This window comes from Halomonas sp. C10-5 (assembly GCF_057169305.1).
Window position 1 is genome coordinate 804,127 of sequence record NZ_CP175665.1, and the last position, 20,804, is coordinate 824,930.

Sequence of the window (20,804 nt, forward strand, 5' to 3'; positions counted from 1 at the left end):
TTCTGTTTGGGATGCCGAGTGGCATCACCAGCAAGGGTTCCCAGGGCAAACGTTACAGAGCAGGGCACGCTTATGACTGAGGACAACAAGAGGGCCGCCGGGCACGAGGTCGACCTGGAGGATATGGTCGCCTCGACGGATACCGGGGCCCGCAAGCCGGCCGGTACGCCGGGCAAGCTGCTGGTCAGCATTGCCGCAGCCTGGTCGCTCTTCCAGCTGTGGATCGCGTCCCCGCTGCCGTTCATGCTGGGGTTTGGCGTCTTCAACGCCACCGAGTCCCGCTCCATCCATCTGGCCTTCGCGCTCTTCCTGGCCTACATGGCCTATCCGGCGCTCAAGCGTTCGCCCCGCGATCGCATCCCCATCCAGGACTGGGTCCTGGCGGCGGCGGCGGCCTTCTGTGGCGCCTACATGTTCATGTTCTACGAGCAGCTGGCCCAACGCCCCGGTGCACCGATCCTGCAGGACGTGATCATCGGCGTGGCGGGTATCGTGCTGCTGCTGGAGGCCACGCGACGGGCGCTCGGACCGCCGCTGGCGATCATCGCCTCGATCTTCATCTTCTATTCGCTGGCCGGGCCCTGGATGCCGGGCATCCTCTCCCATCGCGGGGTCAGCCTCTTCGGCCTGGTCAACCACCAGTGGCTGACGACCCAGGGGGTCTTCGGCATCGCGCTTGGGGTCTCGACCAGCTTCGTCTTCCTGTTCGTGCTGTTCGGTGCCCTGCTCGACAAGGCCGGGGCCGGCAACTATTTCATCAAGGTCGCCTTCTCGCTGCTCGGCCACTACAAGGGCGGGCCGGCCAAGGCCGCAGTGGTGGCCTCGGGCATGACCGGCCTGATCTCGGGCTCCTCCATCGCCAACGTGGTGACCACCGGCACCTTCACTGTACCGATGATGAAACGTGTCGGCTTCTCCGCCGAGAAGGCCGGGGCGGTCGAGGTTTCCTCCTCGGTCAATGGCCAGATCATGCCGCCTGTCATGGGGGCTGCGGCCTTCCTGATGGTCGAGTACGTAGGCATCTCCTACGTCGAGGTCATCAAGCACGCCTTCCTGCCGGCACTGATCTCCTATATCGCACTGATCTATATCGTCCACCTCGAGGCCCTCAAGGCCGGGCTGCAGGGGCTGGAGAGCAGCAATCCGCCCAAGCCCCTGGTGCGCAAGGTGATCGGGTTCCTCGGCGGCCTGCTGCTGATGATGATCACGGCCCTCGTGGTCTACTACGGCCTGGGCTGGCTCAAGCCGGTGTTGGGTGATGCCACGCCCTGGGTAGTGGCCGTGGGCCTGGCGGTGATCTACGTGGGGCTGCTCAAGGTCGCCTCGAACTATCCCGAGCTGGAGCTCGACGACCCGGACACCCCCATCTACAAGCTGCCCCAGACCCGCCCCACGGTGATGGTCGGCCTGCAGTTCATCCTGCCGGTGATCGTGCTGATCTGGTGCCTGATGGTGGAGCGCCTCTCCCCGGGCCTCTCCGCCTTCTGGGCCACGGTGTTCATGGTCTTCATCATCCTCACCCAGCGTCCCATCACGGCGATCTTCCGTGGTCGCAGCGAGATGGCAGCGGACCTGCGCGAGGGGGCCCTGGACCTGTGGAACGGCCTGGTCACCGGTGCCCGCAACATGATCGGCATCGGTATCGCCACTGCCACCGCCGGCATCATCGTCGGTGCGGTCTCCCAGACCGGGGTCGGCCTGGTGTTGGCCGACGTGGTGGAGATCCTCTCCATGGGCAACCTGATGCTGATCCTGATCTTCACCGCGGTGCTCAGCCTGATCCTCGGCATGGGCCTGCCCACCACGGCCAACTACATCGTGGTGTCGGCACTGTTGGCCCCGGTGATCGTCCAGCTGGGCGAGCAGAACGGCCTGCTGGTGCCGCTGATCGCGGTGCATCTATTCGTGTTCTACTTCGGCATCATGGCGGACGTCACGCCGCCGGTGGGCCTCGCCTCCTTCGCCGCGGCCGCGGTCTCGGGGGGTGACCCGATCCGCACCGGCTTCCAGGCCTTCTACTACAGCCTGCGCACCGCGGCGCTGCCGTTCCTGTTCATCTTCAACACCGACCTGCTGCTGATCGATGTCACGCCCCTGCAGGGGGTGGTGATCTTCGTGGTCTCGACCATCGCCATGCTGATCTTCGCCGCGGCCACCCAGGGCTTCATGCTCGCCCGTAACCGCTGGTATGAGTCCATCGTGCTGCTGCTGGTGGCCTTCACCCTGTTCCGCCCCGGCTTCTGGATGGACATGATCCATGACCCCTATCGGGAGGTGCCGCCGGCGCAGTTCGTCGAGGCGCTGGGCAATGTCGAAGAGGACAGCACCCTGCGTCTGCAGATCCTCGGTGAGGATGATTTCGGCGACCCGCTGACCACCTACATGCAGCTGCCGGTGCCGGAAGGGGAGACGGGCCAGGAGCGCCTCGACAACCTGGGCCTGATGCTGCTGATCGAGGACGACAAGGCCATCGTCGACATGGTGGCCTATGGCAGCCAGGCCTCGGACCTGGGCTTCGACTTCGATCAGGAGATCGTCGAGGTGCTGGCCCCGGTGGACCGCTGGACCAAGGAGCTGATGTGGATCCCGGCCTTCCTGGTGTTCGGCCTGATCGTAGTGATGCAGCGCCGGCGGCGTGATCGCAGTGCCGCGGCGACATCAGCCTGAGGGAGAGAGCGTCATGTACCAGAAGATCATGTTGACTGTGGACCTCAACGAGGAGGCCTCCTGGGTCAAGGCGCTGCCGACGGCGGTGGCGCTGTGCCGCAGTTTCGGTGCCTCGCTGCACGTGGTGACGGTGTTGCCGGACTACCGCATGCCGCTGGTCGGCTCCTACTTTCCCAAGGACTTCGCCAAGAAGGCTCATGAGGCGATCAAGGAGGCCCAGCACGAGTTCATCCGCAACCACGTGCCCGAGGACATCACGGCCCAGAGTGTCATCGTCGACGGCTCGCCCTGGGAGGCGATCGTCAAGGCCGCCAAGAAGCTGGAGGTGGACCTGATCGTCATGGCCTCCCACAACAAGCGCAAGTTCGCCGACTACGTGCTCGGCCCCAATGCCGAGCACGTGGTGCACCACTCCAAGGTGTCGGTGATGATCGTGCGCTGAGGGCGAGTGGCTCGCGCCACGTCTGATCGGCCTTGCGAAGGGCCCCGACCGAGTGTCGGGGCCCTTCGCTTTTTCAGTGCCGTGCGCTGCGTGAAAAAAGCAAGCTCAATTCCCTGCAGAGTTGACTCGGATCAACTAGATTAAGACAGGGTTAACGAGGAAAGGCCCCGTTAACGTGTCTCGATGGGCCGGACTCGCGCCGGAACCATTCGCGTAGTGCCCGAGCCGGTCGGGCGGTAATCGGTGAAGAGAGGTGACACATGAATGCGGCAATCGCGAAAGCACGTGACGCGTCGGCAGCGCCTGGCGTCAGGATCACCATCCAGCCGGTGGGCATGGAGCGCCCCAGGGCCTGGCTCGCCGCCGGTATCGAGGACTTCCGGCAGGCCGCCGCGGTCAGCCTCGCCTATGGCATGTTCTGGGTCGGCTTGAGCATCGCCGTTACCGTCGGTGCCATCTATCTTGGCCTGTGGCACTGGCTGCTGCCGCTGGTGGCTGGCTTCATGTTCATCGGGCCGCTGGTCGCGGTGGGCTCCTACGGCATCAGCCGTGCCCTGGAGGCCAATCGCGCGCCCCATCTGGGCGACGCCTTCGGCGCTTGGCGACCCCATGCCGGTCAGCTGGCGATGATGGGCGTGATGATGATGATCTTCTTCATGGCCTGGATCCGCGTAGCCACGTTGCTGTTCGCGCTCTTCTTCGGCTTCGACGTGCCCAGCCCCGACGCCCTCTATGCGGCGCTGCTGACGACCCCGCAGGGGCTCGGCATGATCGCCGTAGGCACGCTGCTGGGCAGCGTGCTGGCCTTCGGCGCCTTCGCCATCAGCGTGGTGGCGATCCCCACCCTGATGCACCACGACCTCACCTTCATGGAGGGCATCGAGGCCAGCGTGCGAACCGTTTCGCGTAACTTCCGCCCGATGCTGCTGTGGGCTGCCATCCTCACCGTCTGCGTGCTGGTCGGGGTGCTGACCTTCTATATCGGGCTGGCGCTGATCCTGCCGGTGCTGGGCTTCGCCAGCTGGCACGCCTACGAGGACCTGGTGGTCGTCAAGCCTCACGAGGAAGGGCACCAGTTGCACGGCTGATCGGCTTAGAGTTTCTCTCGACAAGCCACTATGCTGGGGGGCGTGAACGCCCCCCAGCTGTTTATGGGTATCCATCTTCCTGCCTGTTGTGAGTCCGTCATGCCGCGCTCCCTGCCAGCCGCCACCCTGTTGGCCGCCCTTGCCCTCGTATGCGGGCCGCTCCTGGCCCAGTCCGAACCGTCCGCCCGGGTCGATACGCTCCAGCACGAGTTGCATGCCTGCCTGGTGGAGGCCGAGGAGGACCTCGATGCCATGCTGGCCTGTGCCGAAACGGCCGAGGCGGGCTGGCGTGACCAGGTAGAGCGGCTCGGCGGGCGGCTGGAGCGGGCCCTGGGGGAGGAGGCACGTGATGCCCTGGCGCTGTCGGATGAGGCCTGGGAAGCCAGTCGTGCCGCCGACTTGACGCTGCTGGCCGCCTACCATGATCAGCTGCAGGAGGCAGAGCTTGTCGCCCCGGGCGTGCTCGAGCTTTCCCACCAGCTGCAGCGCAATGCCGTGCTCGAGGCACGGGCAGGCCTGCTGCTGCGCCTGCTCGAGGGGTTGGGTTCGTTACCCGATCCGGATCTGCCGCCTTCGTCGAGCTGACCATGCCGTCGTGATCGGGTAGTCTGGCGCCCCGAATCTGCCTCCAAGGGTCCCCGCCATGCGTCTGTCGATCATCGCCCTCCTGCTGGCCTGTCTGCCCGTGCTCGCCGTCGCTGGTGAGCTGCCGACCCCGGAGGGGGAGGTCCTGCTGACCGTCTCCGGTGATATCGCCCATCCCAATGTTGGCGAGGCAGCGCTCTTCGACCGTTCGATGCTGCTCGCGCTTTCGCCACTGACGGTATGTACCCAGACTCCCTGGCATGGCGGATCGGGCTGCTTTCAGGGCCCGCTGCTGCGCGACGTCCTTGCCGCGGCGGGTGTCAGGGCGGACAGCATCGTGGTGCAGGCCCTCAATGAATACCGGGCGGAGATTCCCGTGGAGGAGCTGCATGATTACGACGTGATCCTGGCCATGAGTCTCAACGACGAGCCGATACCGATTCGCGAGTTCGGGCCGCTCTTTGTGCTCTACCCCTTCGATGATCATCCGGAGCTGCATAACGAAGTGGTGCGCTTTCGCTCGGTGTGGCACGTGGCCGAGATCCATGCGCCCTGAACTGAGGATGTCGGCGGGGCATCGGTCATGCTGAGGCTGCCCCTTCGCCTGAGGCTGGGCGCAATCAGTGCCCTAGTGCTGTTCGCCGCCGCCCTGGTCGTGGTGGGTCTGGTCTCCTGGCGCCAGGACAGCCTGGCGGGCAGTGTCGGCGGTGATACCGTCTGGCACGCCTACAAGCTCGACCGTGACACCGTGCAGATGCGCAGCTACCTCGCACAACCCGACGCAGCCCTCTCCGGGCTACGGCTGCGCTTCGAGCTCTTCTACAGCCGTCTGCACATGCTTGGCCAGGGCGATGTCACCGAGTTGCTGGCGCAGGCGCCCGTGGCCGCCGAGCTGCTTGACGAGATCGAGTGGCGCATCGAGGAGCTGGATGCCCTGATGGGCGGGCTGGAGGGGCTCGATGCCGAGAGTCGTGAGGCCCTCGAGGAGCGCCTGGAGGTGCTGGGTAACCGTACCGAGCGCCTGGTGATCGCCGTCAATGGTCACCTGGCCGAGAGCGCGACCCATGAACGCCGCCAGCTCCAGTGGCTCTATGGCCTGCTGCTGGTGCTGATCCTCGCCATGAGCTTCTCGGCCCTGCTGGTGGCGGTGATGCTGTTCCGCGAGGCACGCGACAACGCCGCTGCCCGCCGCGACCTGGAGACGCTCAGCCGCAAGCTGCAGGCCACAGCACGGCGTGCAGAATCGGCGAGCCGGGCAAAGTCGGAGTTCCTGGCTACCGTCAGTCACGAGATTCGCACCCCTCTCAACGGTGTCATCGGCATGAGCGACCTGTTGCTGGCTGAGCCACTCGAGGAGGGTCCCCGGCAGTATGCGGTCACCATCCACGACAGCGCCAACCTGCTGCTGGGACTGATCAACGAACTGCTGGATTTTTCCAAGATCGAGGCGGGGCGACTCGAGCTGGAGTACCAGCCGCTGTCGCTTGCGGCGCTGGTGGAGGGCTCGGTGGCGATCTTCGCGGCGCGTGCCGAATCGCGGGGCATCAGGCTCGAGGCGCGGGTATCCGAGGCGCTGCCCGGCTGGATGATGGGGGATCCGGCGCGGCTGCGTCAGGTGCTGCTCAACCTGGTTGCCAATGCCGTGAAGTTCACCGACGAAGGATGGGTCATCCTGGAGGCGACACTCGAGGATGCCGATACTCTGCGCCTCGAGGTGCGTGATTCCGGCTGCGGGATTCCCGCCGAGCAGCGCGAGCGCATCTTCGAACCCTTCCGCCAGGGCGATGCCTCTACCGCTCGGCGCTTCGGTGGCACCGGCCTGGGCCTGGCGATCTCACGGCGCCTTGTCGAGGCCATGGGCGGCAGTATCGAGATGCACAGCGAACCCGGCGTCGGCAGTCGCTTCTGGTGCCTGTTACCGCTGGTGCCTGCCGCCGAGCCGGCACAGCAAGCCGCCCCGGGCCGGCTCGAGCCCGGCTGGCCGCAGGGGGCGCGACTGCTGGTGGTGGAGGATAACCCGGTCAACCAGCGGGTCGCCCAGGCGATGCTCGAGCGGCTGGGCTGCCGAGTCAGTCTTACCGATTCCGGAGAGGAGGCGCTGGCCCTGACCCGGCGCCACTCCTTCGACCTGATCTTCATGGATGTGCAGATGCCCGACATGGATGGCCTGGAGGTGACCCGCCGGCTGCGCCAGCGTCACGGTTGGCCGGCCACGGTGCCCATCGTGGCCATGACTGCCGGCGGGCCCGGCGGCGAGAGGGCACGCTGCCTGGCCGCGGGGATGAATGGCTACCTCACCAAGCCGCTGCTCCAGGAGGCCCTGCTGGAGGTGCTGCGCCGTCATCTTGGCGGCAGTGCCATGGCACCCACACTCGCCATGAGCCAGCAGACACTGGCCGATCCGCTGATCCTGAATTCGCTGCGCGACTCCCTTGGCGAACAGGGAATGGCGTCGATGGTGGCGCTCTATCGCGACCAGGCCGAGGCGCATCTCGCCCAGCTCACAAGGGCCCTCGAGGCGGGCGATGCCGGGCAGCTGCGACATGCGGCACACCAGTTGAAGGGAGAGTCCGCGAGCCTGGGGGCGGTGAAGGTGGCGGGGCTGGCCGCGCGGCTCGAGCGGCTGGCTGTCGAGGAGCAGCTCGCGGCGGCGGGTCCCGTGCTCGAGGAGTTGCACGCCTGCCTTGCCACCACCCTGGCCTCCCTAGCCCGCTGGGTACAAGACTCCTCGGACTGACTCTCCGGGCATTGTGGCCGCGCCGAGCACCGACCTACACTGGATTACTGCCTCGTTCCCGGAGTCGATGATGCCCCCCGATCCCAGTGCGTTCACCGGCGCGCCCCCACTGTGCAGCGCGGTCTCGCGACATGCCGACCCGGCGGCTGCCGTTGCCGAGCTGGGCGAGGCGCTGCGTCATCCGGCGCTGGGGTTCGTGCTGTTCTTCTGCAGCGCCGACTATCCTCTCGATGGCCTGTCCCGGGCGTTGGAGACCACCTTCGACCGGGTGCCGGTGGTGGGCTGCACCACCGCCGGCGAGATCAGCCCGCTGGGCTATGAGCGCGGCTGTATCGTGGCCATCGGCCTGTCGCGGGAGGCCTTTGCGGTCTCCAGCGCCTCGGTGATGGATCTCGACCGTTTCGACCTTCTCGGCGCCCAGCGGCTGGTGGATGGCCTGCTCGAGGAGTGTCGAGACGTGGTGCCGGATGGCGCCGGGCGCTTCGCCCTGACCCTGCTCGATGGCCTCTCCAGCCGCGAGGAGCAGGTGCTGGCCATCCTGGAGGCGGCACTGGGAAGTATTCCCGGCTTCGGCGGTTCGGCGGGTGACGACAACCGCCTGGCGCGCACTCACGTCTATGCCGAGGGACGCTTCCACTCCCGCGCGGCGGTGGTGGTGATGGTGGCGACGTTGCTGCCCTTCGAGGTCTTCACCACCCATCACCTGCAGCCGCTGGATCACAAGCTGGTGGTCACCCGGGCCGACAGTGCGACACGCCGGGTGCTCGAGCTCAATGCGCTGCCTGCGGCCGAGGAGTATGCGCGTCTGGTGGGGGTGCCGGTGGCGGCGCTGGATGCCGAGGCCTTCGCCCTGAATCCGCTGGCGGTGCGTATCGCCGACGCCCACTACGTGCGTTCGGTACAGCGGGTCAATTCCGACGGCAGCCTGAGCTTCTACTGCGCCGTGGAGACCGGCATCGTGCTGACCGCCATGCGCCCCGCGCCGATGCTCGAGCAGCTCGAGGCGGTCCTCGCTGGCCTGGCGCAGCGTCTCGGCGAGCCGGCCCTGGTGATCGGCTGCGACTGCTTCCTGCGCCGGCTGGAGCTCGAGGCGCGGGGAGAGCTGGCGAGCGCCTCTCGCCTGCTGTCACGCTCCCGGGTCATCGGGTTCAACACCTACGGCGAGCAGCACCATGGCATGCACCTCAACCAGACCTTCACCGGAGTGGCCATTGGATCCGCGCCGCGCCCCTGAGTCCGTCACCTCGCCCGAGGCACTGGCCGAGGAGAACGCCCGGCTGAGACGCATCTGCGCCGCCCTGATCGAGCGCGTGGAGTCGGGCGGCATGCCCCACGCTGGCCCCTATGGCGCCTTCGAGCACTCGGTGCTGCTCGCCGAACAGGTGCGCGAGCGTACCGAGACGCTGCAGCGCACCCTGGCCGCCCTGGAGCGCTCCCGGGCCGAAGCCGAGGCTGCCAACCTCTCCAAGACCCGTTTCCTCGCCGCGGTGAGCCACGACCTGCTGCAGCCGCTCAATGCGGCCCGGCTGTTCGCCAGCGCCCTGGAGGGTCACCGCCTTCCCGGCGAGTCGCATCGCCTGGTCGGCAGCATCAATCGCTCGCTCAAGGACGTCGAGACGCTGATCGGCAGCCTGGTGGATATCTCGCGACTGGATGCCGGCGTGCTCAGGCCCGATGTGACCAGCTTCCCCGTGGAGGAGCTGCTCGGGGTGCTGGCCGAGGAGTATCGCCAGGTGGCCGCCAGTCGTGGGCTCGAGCTGCGCCATGTGCCGAGCCGCGTGGTGATCACCTCCGACCTGGCGCTGTTGGCGCGGGTCGTGCGCAATTTCCTGAGCAATGCCATTCGCTATACCCGCCATGGGCGCATCCTGCTCGGCTGCCGTCGGCGTGGCGACTGGCTCGAGATCCTGGTCGGGGATACCGGTCCGGGTATCGAACCGGCACAGCAGCGTGTGATCTTCGACGAGTTTCACCGCCTGGAAGCCAGTGGTGAGGAGGACGACCGCGGCCTCGGGCTGGGCCTGGCGATCGTCGAGCGCATCGCCGGCATGCTGGGCCATCCGCTGGCGCTCGCCTCGCGTCCGGGGCAGGGCTCGCTGTTCTCTGTGCGGGTGCCCTGCGGCACCGAGCAAGCCAATCATCAGGCGGTCGCGCACGAAGCGCCGGAGCCACTGGCGGGGGCGAATGTATGGGTGATCGATAACGATGCCGATATCCGTGACGGCATGGAGGCACTGCTGGGTGGCTGGGGATGCCGGGTGGCCAGCGCCGCCTCCCCGCAAGGGCTGCAAGGCCCGCCGCCGCAGGTGCTGCTGGTGGACTACCACCTCGGCGAGGGGCAGCCGGATGGCCTGGCAGTGGCCGGCCGGTTGTGCCGACGCTTTCCGGGGTTACCGGTGGTGGTGATTACCGCCAACCATGACGCGGGCCTCAAGGCCCGGGTCCGCGAGGCCGGCTACACCTGCCTGCACAAGCCGCTCAAGCCGTTGCGCCTGAGGGTGTTGCTGGGGAACCTGCTGGAGGCTCAGCGCCCCCGGCGTTCGGCGAGGTAGGCAGCCAGGTCGAGTTCACCGGCGAGAAGCACGGCCTGGACCCGGCTGGTGACGCCGAGGCGACGCAGGATCGCCGAGACGTGAGTCTTCACCGTGGTCTCGGCGATACCGAGCTTGCGGGCGACGCCCTTGTTGGAGGCGCCCTGGCCGAGCGCTTCCAGCACCTCGAGCTGCTTGTCGGTGAGCCTCGTCAGGCGGGCGTCGAGGGAGGCCGGCGGCGTATTGCCCCGGGCAGGTGGAGGCCGGCGCATCACCTGGGGCGGCAGGTAAAGATGTCCCTCCAGGATGCGCTCCAGAGCCGCCAGCATGTCGTCGCGGGAGGTCGACTTGGGGATGTAACCCACCGCGCCGAGGTCGATGGCCTCGAGCACCGTGCGTCGATCCTGCTCGGCGGAGAGGATCGCCACCGGCAGGGAGGGCAGAGCCTCACGCAGCCGCGCCAGGCCATCGAGCCCCGCGGCGTCGGGCAGCCCCAGGTCGAGCAGCAGCAGGTCGAGGCTCGCCTCGTGGCGTTGTGCCTCGCGCATGGCCTGGGCCAGGCTGTCGGCCTCCAGCAGCCGGCTGTCGGGAAGGCCGGCGGCGATTACCGCGGCGATGGCCTCGCGAAACAGCGGATGGTCGTCGGCGACCATCAGGGTGGTCATGGTGCTCTCCTTTCCTCTCCTCTCCTCTGCGGGCCGGGCCCTCCTACCAAGGAAGGAGGGCGCCTCCTGCCACCGGAGTATGTCGCAGATTGCGCTTACGACCAAGACTGACAGTGCACAGCCTCTATAACGACAATTTCAGGAGCCAAGCCATGATCTACGCCAATCCCGGTGAATCCGGTGCCGTCATCGCCTTCGAGAAACGCTACGGCAACTATATCGGTGGCGAGTTCGTGCCACCGGTCAAGGGGCAGTACTTCGACAACGTCAGCCCGGTCAATGGCGAGGTGTTCTGCGAGATCCCGCGCTCGAGTGCCGAGGACATCGACAAGGCGCTGGATGCCGCCCACGCCGCTGCCCCGGCCTGGGGCAAGACCTCCGCCGCCGAGCGCTCCAATGTGCTGCTCAGGATCGCCGAGCGCATGGAGCAGAACCTCGAGATGCTGGCCGTGGCCGAGACCTGGGACAACGGCAAGGCGGTGCGCGAGACCCTCAACGCCGACCTGCCGCTGGCTGTCGATCACTTCCGCTACTTCGCCGGCTGCATCCGTGCCCAGGAGGGCAGCGCTGCGGACATCGATGCCAATACCGTGGCCTACCACTTCCACGAGCCGCTGGGCGTGGTGGGACAGATCATCCCCTGGAACTTCCCGCTGCTGATGGCGGTATGGAAGCTGGCACCGGCGCTGGCCGCGGGCAACTGTGTGGTGCTCAAGCCCGCCGAGCAGACCCCGGCCTCGATCCTCGAACTGATGAAGCTGGTCGGTGACTTGCTGCCGCCGGGGGTGGTCAACATCGTCAACGGCTATGGCGCCGAGGCCGGCCAGGCACTGGCCACCAGCAAGCGTATCGCCAAGATCGCCTTTACCGGCTCCACCCCGGTGGGCGCGCATATCCTCAAGTGTGCCGCCGACAACATCATTCCCTCCACGGTGGAACTGGGCGGCAAGTCACCGAATATCTACTTTGCCGACATCATGAACGCCGAGCCGGAGTTCATCGACAAGGCCGCCGAGGGCCTGGTACTGGCCTTCTTCAACCAGGGTGAGGTGTGTACCTGTCCATCCCGGGCGTTGATCCAGGAGTCGATGTACGACGCCTTCATGGCCAAGGTCATGGAGAAGGTGGGTCAGATCACCCGCGGCAACCCGCTGGATACCGATGTCCAGGTCGGCGCTCAGGCCTCCCAGGAGCAGTTCGACAAGATCATGTCCTACATGGAGATCGCCCGGGAGGAGGGCGCCGAGTTCCTCACCGGCGGCAACAAGGAGAGCCTGGATCCGAGCATCGACAAGGGCTTCTATATTCAGCCGACCCTGCTCAAGGGCCACAACAAGATGCGCGTCTTCCAGGAGGAGATCTTCGGCCCGGTTGTCGCCGTGACCACCTTCAAGGACGAGGCCGAGGCGCTGGCCATCGCCAACGACACCGAGTTCGGCCTGGGCGCCGGGGTGTGGAGCCGCGATATCAATGTCGCTTTCCGCATGGGACGTGGGATCCAGGCCGGCCGGGTGTGGACCAACTGCTATCACCAGTATCCGGCCCACGCCGCCTTCGGCGGCTACAAGAAGTCCGGTGTCGGTCGCGAGACCCACAAGGTGGCCCTCGAGCACTACCAGCAGACCAAGAACCTGCTGGTCAGCTACGACATCAATCCGCTGGGCTTTTTCTGACCGACGGCGCTGGGTCGACAGTCAGTGGCGATACTCAGCAGAATAAGAGAAAGGGCGCGACGCGAGTCGCGCCCTTGTGATTCGTTGCTACACCTCTCGGACGCATTACGTCATCATCTCCCCCCCGACCCACGCGGAGATGCATGGCGATGACCGACCTCGAGGCTCCCGACCTACATCAGCAGCGGCTGCAGCTGGTCGCCGCCCTGATCCGTGCCAGCGGTGCGCGCCGGGTGCTCGACCTGGGGTGTGGCTCCGGCGGGTTGCTGCAGTATCTGCTGCGCGATACCCAGTACGAGCGGGTGGTGGGCCTGGAGCTCTCCGGCGAGTTGCTGGCCCAGGCCAAGCTGCGCCTGGAGGACCTGCCCGCCGCCCGGGCGGGGCGCCTGGAGCTGGTCTGCGGCTCCTATGCCGATCGCCATCCGGCGCTGGTCGGCTTCGAGGCCGCGGCCATGGTGGAGACCATCGAGCATGTTCCGCCAGAGGCGCTCTCTCGGGTCGAGCGTACGGTGTTCGCTGGTCTGCGGCCGCAGCTGCTGGTGATGACCACCCCCAACCACGAGTACAACCCGCTCTACGACATGGGCCCGGGAGAGTTCCGCGATCCCGACCACAAGTTCGAGTGGGATCGGGCACGCTTTCGTCACTGGAGCCAGGGCGTGGCGCGCCGTAACGGTTACCGCGTGCGCTTCTCCGGGGTCGGCGAGATGCACGCCCACCTCGGCCAGCCGACCCAGGTGGCGTGCTTCACGCGTTAAACCGACACCTCCGGCAGCCCCACCACACATTCGACCCAGAGGCGCGGATCCTCGTGACAGTCCACCCTGGCCCGAAGTCGTTTCTCGAATTCGGGGTGCATGAGGCAGTCGCGGCACCGGTGCCGGTGTCGTTCGATATCGGTCGCCTGCAGATCGTCGAGCTCCCTGTCGAGGTAATCGAAGAGTCGTTCGATGGCCTCTTCGCAGGTCAATGAGTGTCCGCTCATGACTCTGCGTCACCCTTTCCGTGGTGGGCATCTGCCCGGTGGCCGGCGATGACACCGGCCTCCCTGGCCTGTTGCCACAGCATCTTCTGCAGCAGGCCCCGTGCCCGGCTCAGGCGCGAGCGGACGGTGCCCAGCGGAATCCCCTGCAGCCGGGATACCTCCCCATACGTATAGCCCTGCACCTCGACGAGCACAATCACCACCCGGAAGGCCTCGGGGAGGGCGTCGATGGCCCGTTGCAGGTCCTCATCGAGCAGGTTGCGGAAGAACTGCTCCTCGAGACTCCCCCACCACAGCATGAAGGGCTGATGCAGTTGATGGAAAAGGGTGAAACTGCCGACATCGAGCTCGTCCGGTGACAGCGCCGCGGGATCCAGGGGGCGCTGCGGATGGCTCTGCCGGCGGCGCCAGTCGCTGATGGAGGCATTGGTGAGGATATGGAACAGCCAGCCATCGAATCGCTGTGGGTCGCGCAGCTCATCGAGGTGGGCCCAGGCCTTGGCGACCGCCTCGGCGACGATGTCCTCTGCGTCATCCGGGTCGTGGCTCAGGCGCAGGGCCGTTCCATACAGCCGGTCCATCAGCGGCTCCAGGCGTTGCTCGAACCACTGCCGGCGGTCGCTGGGCTGGCGTTCGGTCATGGCCACCCCCGATGCGTCCCGTTGCCATATGGCGAGTCAGGGCAGAGGGGCGCGGGAAATTGGTGGGGCAAGGATCATGGGTCACCTCTTCGAGCATGGAGCCCCCGCGGCCGTTCGGCAAGCAACCGCAAGGATCTGGAACCAGCCGCCACGGTTCCCGGCAGGGGAGGAGTCAGTCCCGGGGGCGGGAACAATGCGACCAGCGGCTGCGTCCTCGGAGATGCACGGTATATGCGTGCCCTGCTCCGAAAACGACACCATTACAAGAGGAGGCAGTATCATGACTCCCAAGACCCTGACGCAGATCCTGTCCACCACGGCCCTCAGCCTGGCCCTGACCACGGCGGCCCAGGCGGCCCCCTACCAGGGCGACGGCCACCTGATCGGCAGCGCGGACGAACTCGAGTGGGGGCCGGTAGCCTCCATGGGGGAGGGTGCCGAGATCGCCATCATCGAGGGTGACCTGAGCCAGGAGGCTCCCTTCACCATTCGGCTGAGGCTGGAGGACGGCTATGAGATCCGTCCCCATGTCCATCCCGCCTACGAGCGGGTGACGGTGCTCGACGGCACCCTGCACTTCGCCCATGGCGAGAACTACGATGCGGACGCCACCCATCGTCTGGGGAAAGGCGATTTCGCCATCATGTCGCCGGGTGATCCCATGTTCGGCCATGCCGAGGGCGAGACCGTCTTCCAGCTCCACGGCACCGGTCCCTGGGGCATCGAGTACCTCGACCCGGCGGACGACCCGCGCAACTGAGTCGCCTCTCTAGTCGAGTCATCAGACGCGGCCTCCCGACACGGGAGGCCGCGTCTGCGCGGGTAACAGGCGAGTGGTTCAGCCGTGGACGGGCGTTGCCGCCAGCCAGCGCCTGGCCAGGCGCAGGGCTCGAGCCTGGTCGGCCACCACGGCCAGCCGGCCGGGTTCACGGCGAACCCCTGCACGGCGCAGCTTGAGCACCAACCGTGCGGGCAGCCCGACGAACACCAGGCCGATATGGCGTTCGTGGAGCTCCTCGGCGAGGGTCTGCAGGGCGACGATGGCGGTGGCATCCAGGCTCGGCACGTCGCGCATGTCGAGCAGCATCACACGGATGTCCGGGTCGACAACCTGCAGCGAGGAGACGGCCTTTTCGGCGGCGCCGAAGAACAGCGGACCGTCGATATCGTAGAGCGCGACCCCGGGCGGCAGGTCACCCAGGTCGTCACTCTCCTTCTCGTCCAGACGACGGGTCTGGGTCACCTCGGCCATGCGCCGGATGAACAGCGCCGCCGCCAGGCCCATGCCTACCGCCACGGCCAGCACCATGTCGAAGATCACCGTCAGTGCGAAGCAGATCACCAGGATGGCAGCATCGCTGAGTGGTGCACTCTTCAGGGTGTGCAGGAAATGACGAGCCTCGCTCATGTTCCAGGCGATGATGAACAGCAGTGCCGCGAGTGCCGCCATGGGCACCAGGGCCAGCACGCCGGCCAGCAGCACCACCGCCAGCAGCACCACCAGGGCATGGACTACTGCGGCCACGGGCGAGAAGGCGCCGCTGCGGATATTGGTGGCGGTGCGTGCGAGTGCCGCGGTGGCAGTGATGCCACCGAAGAAGGGCGCGACGATATTGCCGAGCCCCTGGCCCAGCAACTCGGCGTTGGGATCATGACGGGTGCGGGTGAGGCCGTCGGCCACCACCGCGCAGAGCAGCGACTCGATGGCTCCCAGCATGGCAATGGCCAGGGCTGGACCCAGCAGTTCACGGATCAGCGCGAAGTCCACCACCAGCGGCGTGCCGTCCGGCCCCGGCAGCTGCCAGGGCAGCATCAGGCTGGGCGCGAAGGGGGGGATGCCGCTGCCGCTTTCCCCTTGCAGGCTCCAGCTGAAGCGCGAGGCGATGGTGTCGACCTCGACGCCCAGGGGAGTGACTGCCAGGGCCACCAGGGTGCCCACGGCGAGTCCCACCAGGGGCGCGGGAATCGGCAGGCGCAGGCGCGGCCAGAGGATCAGGGTGGCCAGGGTGACCATGCCGATTCCCAGCTCCGCCGGGTCGAGTCCCGGCACCGACCGGGCGATGGTGGCCGCATTGCCCAGGGTGTTCTCGCCCAGTTCCACCTCCAGGCCGAGGAAGTCGGGCAGCTGCAGCAGTGCGATCACCACGGCGATACCGGCGGTAAAGCCAAGCACCACCGGATAGGGCACGAACTGGATCAGGCTGCCCAGGCGGGCGAGTCCCAGGGCAAACAGGATCAGTCCGGCCATCAGGGTGGCGATCAGCAGACCGCCGATGCCGTGGTTGGCAACGATGGGGAACAGGATGACCACGAAGGCGGCGGTCGGGCCGGAGACGTTGAAGCGTGAGCCCCCGGTGAGGGCGATGATGGCACCGGCGACGATGGCGGTGTAGAGGCCATGCTGGGGCGGCACGCCGGTGGCGATGGCCAGGGCCATGGAGAGCGGCACCGCGACGATGCCGATGGTCAGCCCGGCGAGCAGGTCGCGTCGCAGCTCGGCAAGGCCGTATCCCTGACGCCAGGCAGCGACCAGGGCGCTGCCGGGCAGCGGGACACGATAGCTGGAACCATCGGAGGCGCGGGACATGACAACTCCTTTGCTTGCTAAAGAGCAGGAGTTGTTACGTTACGCCTTCGTGTTGCAATGCCGCAAGGCCCCTTGTTTCACAGGAGTCTCTTCCAGGCACGTCAAGGCCCGATACGGCGAGGCCATATACAGCAACGCCCGGCACGGAGCCGGGCGTTGCTATGGGGGCCGGTGGCGGGAGGATCAGTTCTTGCCGTTGCCGTTGCCGTTGCCGGCGCCATCGGCCTTGCCATAGGCCTTGCGGGCGGCCTGCTGCATCTCCTCGATCTGCTCCTCGCTGAGCAGCTCGGCCAGCGCCGCCTGGTGCTCGTCGCGCAGCGCCTGGTACGCCTCGCGACGCTCCTGGCGGGAGTCGAAGTCGCGGTTGCGCAGCTCGGCCATGTCGGCGTAGTGGGCCTGACGCAGCTCACCCAGGGCCTCGCGCTCCTCTTCGGAGAGGTCCCAGCCGTCGACCATCTCCGTCATGCGCTGCTGCAGGGCCTTGGCGTGGCTCTGGCGCTTCTCGGTACGGTACTCCTCGCGCATCTCGCGGCGAGCCTCGTCGAGGGCGGCCTGCTGGTCGTCGCTGAGCAGCTCATCGATACGGTCGCGATGCTCCTCGCGCAGCTCGGCCATGGCTTGGCGATGTTCGCGGTGAGCGTTTTCCAGCGCCTCGCGGGTCTCTGCATCGAGGCCGGCGCGCTCGAAGAGGGCCGCACGCTTCTCGGCGTAACGTTCGGCGCGGGCCTCCTGCCATTGCTGGCGCTGCTCGGCACGTTCGGCGTCGCCCGGTGCGGCAGCGGCAGTGAGTGCCAGCGGGGCGATGGCCATGGCGAGCAGGGCGGGGGCAAGGATGTGGCGAGAGAGTCGGGTCTGCATGGGGAAACTCCTGAGATTCTCGAATTGACGACTGTCACTCTGCGTGGCCAGCGTGCAAGGGCCATGCAGCGAAGGTGCAAAGGTGGTGCAGTTCACTCCTCGGGCTGGTACTTGTAGCCGACCCCGTAGACCGAGCGGATCACCTCGCGCTCCGGCCACGTCTCGGCGATCTTCCTGCGCAGCTTCTTCACGTGGCTGTCCACGGTGCGCTCGGAAACGATGCGGTGGTCGCGGTACATGTGGTCCATCAGCTGGTCACGGGAGAAGATCCGCCCCGGGGCGTGCATCATCACCTTGAGCAGCTGGAACTCCACGGCGGTGAGCCCCAGGTCATGGCCGTCGGCCAGGGCGCGCCAGCCATCCTCATCGAGCACCAGATTGCTACCGACGGCATCGGGCTCGTTGGCCAGCTGGCTGCGGCGCAGCACCGCCTTGACCCTGGCCACCACCTCCCGGGGGCTGAACGGCTTGCAGATATAGTCATCGGCACCCAGTTCGAGGCCCAGCAGGCGGTCGACCTCCTCGACCCGGGCGGTAAGCATGATCACCGGCAGGGCCGGCCATCGCTGGCGCATCTCGCGGCACAGGGTGAGGCCGTCGGTGCCGGGCAGCATCAGGTCGAGCAGCACCAGCACCGGCCCCTCCCCGGCCTGGCGCGTCTCTTCCAGCCACGGCAGCACGCTGTCGCCGTGATCCAGATGGTGGGGTTCGAAGCCGCTGCCGGCCAGGTAGTCGGCCACCAGTCGGGCGATCTTGGGTTCATCCTCGACGATCAGGATGCGCTGGGGGTGCTCGGCCTGGGTCATGAGGTCTCCTCCTTGAGCGTGGCGTCATCGAGTGGCGGGAAGCGCAGGATCCAGCGTAACCCACCCAGCGGCGAGGCGGCAGCGGTCATTTCGCCACCGTGGGCCTTGACCAAGGCCGTGGCGATGGAGAGTCCCAGGCCACTGCCGCCGCTGGCCCGGCTGCGCGAGCCCTCGACCCGGTAGAGCCGCTCGGTGAGGCGCGAGAGTTGGGCAGCTGGAACCCCCGGGGCGCTGTCATCCCAGAGGATCCGAATGCCGTCGGCCGTGCTCTCCAGGCTGACACGCAGCTGGCCGGGGGGGCGTGTATAGGCGCAGGTGTTGTCCAGCAGGTTGCTCCATAGCTGTCGCAGGCGGCTGGCGTCGCCGCGGATCCAGGCCGCCTCGGGAACACTGCACTCCAGGGTGAGGCCGCTGTCCTCCAGCCAGCCGCTGGCCTCGTCGAGGCGCTGGCGCAGGCTGTCGGCCAGGTTCAGTGGTGCCAGCTGGACCTCCAGGGCGCCGGCATCGCTCTGGGAGAGCAGGCGGAGGTCGGCGACCAGGCGCTCGAGCTGTTTCACTTCCTGGGAAAGTGAGTGCAGGCTCTCGTGATCCAGGGGACGGATACCGTCCTGCATCGCCTCGATCTCCCCGCGCAGTACCGCCAGCGGGGTGCGCAGCTCGTGGGCGATGTCCGAGACCCAGCGACTGCGCGCCTCGCGGCTCGCCTCGAGAGTGGCAGCGAGCACGTTGAAGTCGCGGGAGAGTCGCGACAGTTCATCGCGGCCGCGTTCCGGCAGGCGTGTGCCGTAGTCGCCTTCGGTAAGGCGCCGGGTGGCCAGTGCCATGCCGCGGGTGCGTCGTCCCAGCCACCAGGAGAGGCCGCCGGCCAGAAGCAGTGAGGCCAGGCCCAGGGCGCCGATGATGATGCCCAGGTTACGCTGTTGCCGGGAGAGGAAGACCCGCTCCATGCGGGCCATCAGCTGCTCGGGCGGGCGGTAGCCCAGGGTACCGACCCGCTCGCCCTGATGCTCGATGGGCAGCCAGCGCAGGGTGGCGGCCTCCTCGTCATCATCGGGCGGCAGGCCGATCACCGGCAACCCCTCGGCGTCGTGGAGCACGAAGTCCTTGGGATCGCCGAGCTGGCGCTCGATGCCTACCGGTGCCGGCCCGGCGCCGGGCCACAGCTGGTGACGGACCAGGCGGTGCCAGGCGCGGGGGGAGCTGCGCAGCCACTGCCAGTCGCCGCGTTGTGACCACTCCTCGGCAAGCCCGGCGGCGAGGGTTTCGGCGCGCTGGGTCTGGGTCTTGTCCAGGTAGTCGAGGAAGCCCTGGTCGAGGCTCCTCGATACCGCCAGGAAGACCAGGCCTGAGATGGCGACATTGACCACCAGGATTACCGCGAACAGCTTGATGCCCAGCCGGGAGATGGCGGGGCGGGGCAGGGTCAGGCGCATGAGCGTCTCGCCGCGAGCAGGGTGATCTGCCAGGGTCGCCCCCGGGAATGCAGCCAATGGTCAGCGAATGTGCAAGTGGCGTGCAAGAGGCGATTCACAGTGTCAGCAGGAAGAGGATCAGCGGCGGCGAGAGCAGCGAGAGCAGAAAGCCCGAGACCACTGCCACCGGTACGCAGCCCACCCCGCCATGCTGCTGGATCACCGGCAGGGTGAAGTCCATCGAGGTGGCGCCGCCGTAACCGATGGCCAGGGCCGCGTGTCGCCGGATCACCAGCGGGATCAGCACGAAGGCGACCAGCTCACGGGTCAGGTCGTTGAAGAAGGCGACGCCGCCCAGCGCCGGCCCCAGGGCGTCGCCCACCAGGATGCCCGACAGCGAGTACCAGCCGAAACCCGCGGCCATGGCGAGTCCCTCGTTCCAGCGCAACTCGAGCAGCGGCGCGGCGAGCAGGCCGCCGACCAGCGAGGTGGCGGCCAGGGTCAGGGCGATGGCCAGGCCGTGATGATTGAGCAGGATCTGACGCAGGGGCATGCCGGAGTTGCGCAGCTGGCAGCCGATCAGTGCCAGCAGGACATAGAGCACCCACTCGGCAAGGGTCTCGGCCATGGCGTGTAGCGGTATCGCCGATAGCCGGCCGGCGGCCAGTCCCAGCGCCACGCCGAGTACCACCACACCGACCAGGGCCAGCGAGCCGGCCATGGCGGCGAGCTTGCTGGTGGGGGCACCAGGCACTACGCGCGCCGGGTCGGCGGCGAGCCTCAGGCGGCGCGACAGCCACCACAGCCCCGCCAGGTTGCAGGTCGAGGTCACCAGGAACAGCGTCAGGGCCTGTCCGCCCATGCGCGACAACTGGCCGGCGAGGTTCTCGAGGCCGGCCAGGCCGAACCCCATCAGCAGCAGGATAAGATAGACCGAGGCATTGACCCCCCGGTTGATCACCGCCAGCACGGTGGGGTGTCGCACCGGTACCAGGTAACCCAGCACCAGGGGCAGCAGCACGATCAGCAGGCCGCTCAGCATGGAGATTCCCTTCCCTCTGTAGCCGCCCCGGGGCGGCGCCTCGAAAGCGGCTACTCTAGCAGCCAGGTGCGAGGTGCCCAACTGC

The 20,804-nt window shown here is 67.2% G+C and carries 19 protein-coding genes; 11 read left to right on the top strand and 8 right to left on the bottom strand.

The genetic code is table 11. From position 1 onward, the window contains the following. Positions 1-72 precede the first annotated feature (72 nt). The 8 genes from ACJ7IV_RS03780 to ACJ7IV_RS03815 all read left to right on the top strand — a co-directional run bounded on the left by ACJ7IV_RS03780 (position 73) and on the right by ACJ7IV_RS03815 (position 10,071). On the top strand, positions 73-2,667 hold the full coding sequence (locus tag ACJ7IV_RS03780) for a TRAP transporter permease (protein WP_483865837.1): 2,595 nt from the start codon (positions 73-75) through the stop codon (positions 2,665-2,667). Positions 2,668-2,680: 13 nt separating this feature from the next. Then, a complete protein-coding gene (locus ACJ7IV_RS03785) occupies positions 2,681-3,109 on the top strand; it encodes a universal stress protein (RefSeq protein ID WP_483865838.1) in 429 nt (142 codons plus the stop codon). Positions 3,110-3,369: 260 nt separating this feature from the next. Next, positions 3,370-4,197 (top strand): DUF2189 domain-containing protein, encoded by an 828-nt coding sequence (locus tag ACJ7IV_RS03790; RefSeq protein ID WP_483865839.1) that lies wholly within the window; start codon positions 3,370-3,372, stop codon positions 4,195-4,197. Positions 4,198-4,296: 99 nt separating this feature from the next. After that, complete coding sequence (locus ACJ7IV_RS03795; RefSeq protein WP_483865840.1) at positions 4,297-4,782, top strand: hypothetical protein; 486 nt, start codon at positions 4,297-4,299, stop codon at positions 4,780-4,782. A gap of 58 nt (positions 4,783-4,840) precedes the next feature. Further along, positions 4,841-5,338: a putative pterin-binding protein gene (locus tag ACJ7IV_RS03800; RefSeq protein ID WP_483865841.1), complete on the top strand. Its 498-nt coding sequence runs from the start codon at positions 4,841-4,843 to the stop codon at positions 5,336-5,338. Positions 5,339-5,365: 27 nt separating this feature from the next. After that, a complete protein-coding gene (locus ACJ7IV_RS03805; RefSeq protein WP_483865842.1) occupies positions 5,366-7,519 on the top strand; it encodes an ATP-binding protein in 2,154 nt (717 codons plus the stop codon). Positions 7,520-7,589: 70 nt separating this feature from the next. After that, on the top strand, positions 7,590-8,753 hold the full coding sequence (nosP, locus tag ACJ7IV_RS03810) for a nitric oxide-sensing protein NosP (RefSeq protein ID WP_483865843.1): 1,164 nt from the start codon (positions 7,590-7,592) through the stop codon (positions 8,751-8,753). Beyond that, positions 8,731-10,071, top strand: a complete 1,341-nt coding sequence (locus ACJ7IV_RS03815; protein ID WP_483865844.1) for an ATP-binding response regulator — start codon at positions 8,731-8,733, stop codon at positions 10,069-10,071. Before nosP ends, ACJ7IV_RS03815 begins: the two co-directional genes overlap by 23 nt. Here ACJ7IV_RS03815 and ACJ7IV_RS03820 read toward each other — a convergent pair. Next, entirely contained in the window at positions 10,044-10,715 is a 672-nt protein-coding gene (locus ACJ7IV_RS03820) for a response regulator (protein WP_483865845.1), read from the bottom strand. The two genes, ACJ7IV_RS03815 and ACJ7IV_RS03820, sit on opposite strands and share 28 nt — an antisense overlap. A 152-nt stretch (positions 10,716-10,867) precedes the next feature. Between ACJ7IV_RS03820 and exaC the strand changes: the two genes are divergently transcribed. Together exaC and ACJ7IV_RS03830 are read left to right on the top strand one after the other, a co-directional pair. Beyond that, entirely contained in the window at positions 10,868-12,388 is a 1,521-nt protein-coding gene (exaC, locus tag ACJ7IV_RS03825) for an acetaldehyde dehydrogenase ExaC (RefSeq protein ID WP_483865846.1), read from the top strand. 143 nt (positions 12,389-12,531) lie between these two features. Further along, a complete protein-coding gene (locus ACJ7IV_RS03830; RefSeq protein WP_483865847.1) occupies positions 12,532-13,146 on the top strand; it encodes a methyltransferase domain-containing protein in 615 nt (204 codons plus the stop codon). On the opposite strand, the gene ACJ7IV_RS03835 is transcribed toward ACJ7IV_RS03830, so the two are convergent. Together ACJ7IV_RS03835 and ACJ7IV_RS03840 are read right to left on the bottom strand one after the other, a co-directional pair. Next, positions 13,143-13,373 (bottom strand): zf-HC2 domain-containing protein, encoded by a 231-nt coding sequence (locus tag ACJ7IV_RS03835; protein ID WP_483865848.1) that lies wholly within the window; start codon positions 13,371-13,373, stop codon positions 13,143-13,145. The genes ACJ7IV_RS03830 and ACJ7IV_RS03835 overlap by 4 nt on opposite strands. After that, positions 13,370-14,014, bottom strand: coding sequence for a sigma-70 family RNA polymerase sigma factor (locus ACJ7IV_RS03840; RefSeq protein ID WP_483865849.1), 645 nt, complete (start codon positions 14,012-14,014; stop codon positions 13,370-13,372). Before ACJ7IV_RS03840 ends, ACJ7IV_RS03835 begins: the two co-directional genes overlap by 4 nt. Before the next feature lie 280 nt (positions 14,015-14,294). Here ACJ7IV_RS03840 and ACJ7IV_RS03845 point away from each other — a divergent pair, with 280 nt between their 5' ends. Continuing rightward, positions 14,295-14,774, top strand: coding sequence for a cupin domain-containing protein (locus ACJ7IV_RS03845; RefSeq protein ID WP_483865850.1), 480 nt, complete (start codon positions 14,295-14,297; stop codon positions 14,772-14,774). Between the two features lie 78 nt (positions 14,775-14,852). Here the strand turns inward: ACJ7IV_RS03845 and dauA are convergent, their stop codons facing one another. The 5 genes from dauA to ACJ7IV_RS03870 all read right to left on the bottom strand — a co-directional run bounded on the left by dauA (position 14,853) and on the right by ACJ7IV_RS03870 (position 20,719). Then, complete coding sequence (dauA, locus tag ACJ7IV_RS03850) at positions 14,853-16,601, bottom strand: C4-dicarboxylic acid transporter DauA (protein WP_483865851.1); 1,749 nt, start codon at positions 16,599-16,601, stop codon at positions 14,853-14,855. 183 nt (positions 16,602-16,784) lie between these two features. Continuing rightward, positions 16,785-17,459, bottom strand: a complete 675-nt coding sequence (locus ACJ7IV_RS03855) for a hypothetical protein (RefSeq protein ID WP_483865852.1) — start codon at positions 17,457-17,459, stop codon at positions 16,785-16,787. Between the two features lie 92 nt (positions 17,460-17,551). After that, entirely contained in the window at positions 17,552-18,265 is a 714-nt protein-coding gene (locus ACJ7IV_RS03860; RefSeq protein ID WP_161430884.1) for a response regulator, read from the bottom strand. After that, positions 18,262-19,698, bottom strand: coding sequence for an ATP-binding protein (locus tag ACJ7IV_RS03865; RefSeq protein WP_483865853.1), 1,437 nt, complete (start codon positions 19,696-19,698; stop codon positions 18,262-18,264). Before ACJ7IV_RS03865 ends, ACJ7IV_RS03860 begins: the two co-directional genes overlap by 4 nt. Positions 19,699-19,792: 94 nt before the next feature. After that, the gene (locus ACJ7IV_RS03870; RefSeq protein WP_161430888.1) at positions 19,793-20,719 is read right to left on the bottom strand and encodes a LysO family transporter; all 927 of its coding nucleotides are present in this window, start codon (positions 20,717-20,719) and stop codon (positions 19,793-19,795) included. Positions 20,720-20,804: the final 85 nt, after the last annotated feature.

Bases quoted from the DNA above. Each gene is read 5' to 3' on its own strand.
- ACJ7IV_RS03780 (WP_483865837.1), top strand. From the start codon at position 73: ATGACTGAGGACAACAAGAGGGCCGCCGGGCACGAGGTCGACCTGGAG.
- ACJ7IV_RS03785 (WP_483865838.1), top strand. From the start codon at position 2,681: ATGTACCAGAAGATCATGTTGACTGTGGACCTCAACGAGGAGGCCTCC.
- ACJ7IV_RS03790 (WP_483865839.1), top strand. From the start codon at position 3,370: ATGAATGCGGCAATCGCGAAAGCACGTGACGCGTCGGCAGCGCCTGGC.
- ACJ7IV_RS03795 (WP_483865840.1), top strand. From the start codon at position 4,297: ATGCCGCGCTCCCTGCCAGCCGCCACCCTGTTGGCCGCCCTTGCCCTC.
- ACJ7IV_RS03800 (WP_483865841.1), top strand. From the start codon at position 4,841: ATGCGTCTGTCGATCATCGCCCTCCTGCTGGCCTGTCTGCCCGTGCTC.
- ACJ7IV_RS03805 (WP_483865842.1), top strand. From the start codon at position 5,366: ATGCTGAGGCTGCCCCTTCGCCTGAGGCTGGGCGCAATCAGTGCCCTA.
- nosP (WP_483865843.1), top strand. From the start codon at position 7,590: ATGCCCCCCGATCCCAGTGCGTTCACCGGCGCGCCCCCACTGTGCAGC.
- ACJ7IV_RS03820 (WP_483865845.1), bottom strand. From the start codon at position 10,715: ATGACCACCCTGATGGTCGCCGACGACCATCCGCTGTTTCGCGAGGCC.
- exaC (WP_483865846.1), top strand. From the start codon at position 10,868: ATGATCTACGCCAATCCCGGTGAATCCGGTGCCGTCATCGCCTTCGAG.
- ACJ7IV_RS03830 (WP_483865847.1), top strand. From the start codon at position 12,532: ATGGCGATGACCGACCTCGAGGCTCCCGACCTACATCAGCAGCGGCTG.
- ACJ7IV_RS03835 (WP_483865848.1), bottom strand. From the start codon at position 13,373: ATGAGCGGACACTCATTGACCTGCGAAGAGGCCATCGAACGACTCTTC.
- ACJ7IV_RS03840 (WP_483865849.1), bottom strand. From the start codon at position 14,014: ATGACCGAACGCCAGCCCAGCGACCGCCGGCAGTGGTTCGAGCAACGC.
- ACJ7IV_RS03845 (WP_483865850.1), top strand. From the start codon at position 14,295: ATGACTCCCAAGACCCTGACGCAGATCCTGTCCACCACGGCCCTCAGC.
- dauA (WP_483865851.1), bottom strand. From the start codon at position 16,601: ATGTCCCGCGCCTCCGATGGTTCCAGCTATCGTGTCCCGCTGCCCGGC.
- ACJ7IV_RS03855 (WP_483865852.1), bottom strand. From the start codon at position 17,459: ATGCAGACCCGACTCTCTCGCCACATCCTTGCCCCCGCCCTGCTCGCC.
- ACJ7IV_RS03860 (WP_161430884.1), bottom strand. From the start codon at position 18,265: ATGACCCAGGCCGAGCACCCCCAGCGCATCCTGATCGTCGAGGATGAA.
- ACJ7IV_RS03865 (WP_483865853.1), bottom strand. From the start codon at position 19,698: ATGCGCCTGACCCTGCCCCGCCCCGCCATCTCCCGGCTGGGCATCAAG.
- ACJ7IV_RS03870 (WP_161430888.1), bottom strand. From the start codon at position 20,719: ATGCTGAGCGGCCTGCTGATCGTGCTGCTGCCCCTGGTGCTGGGTTAC.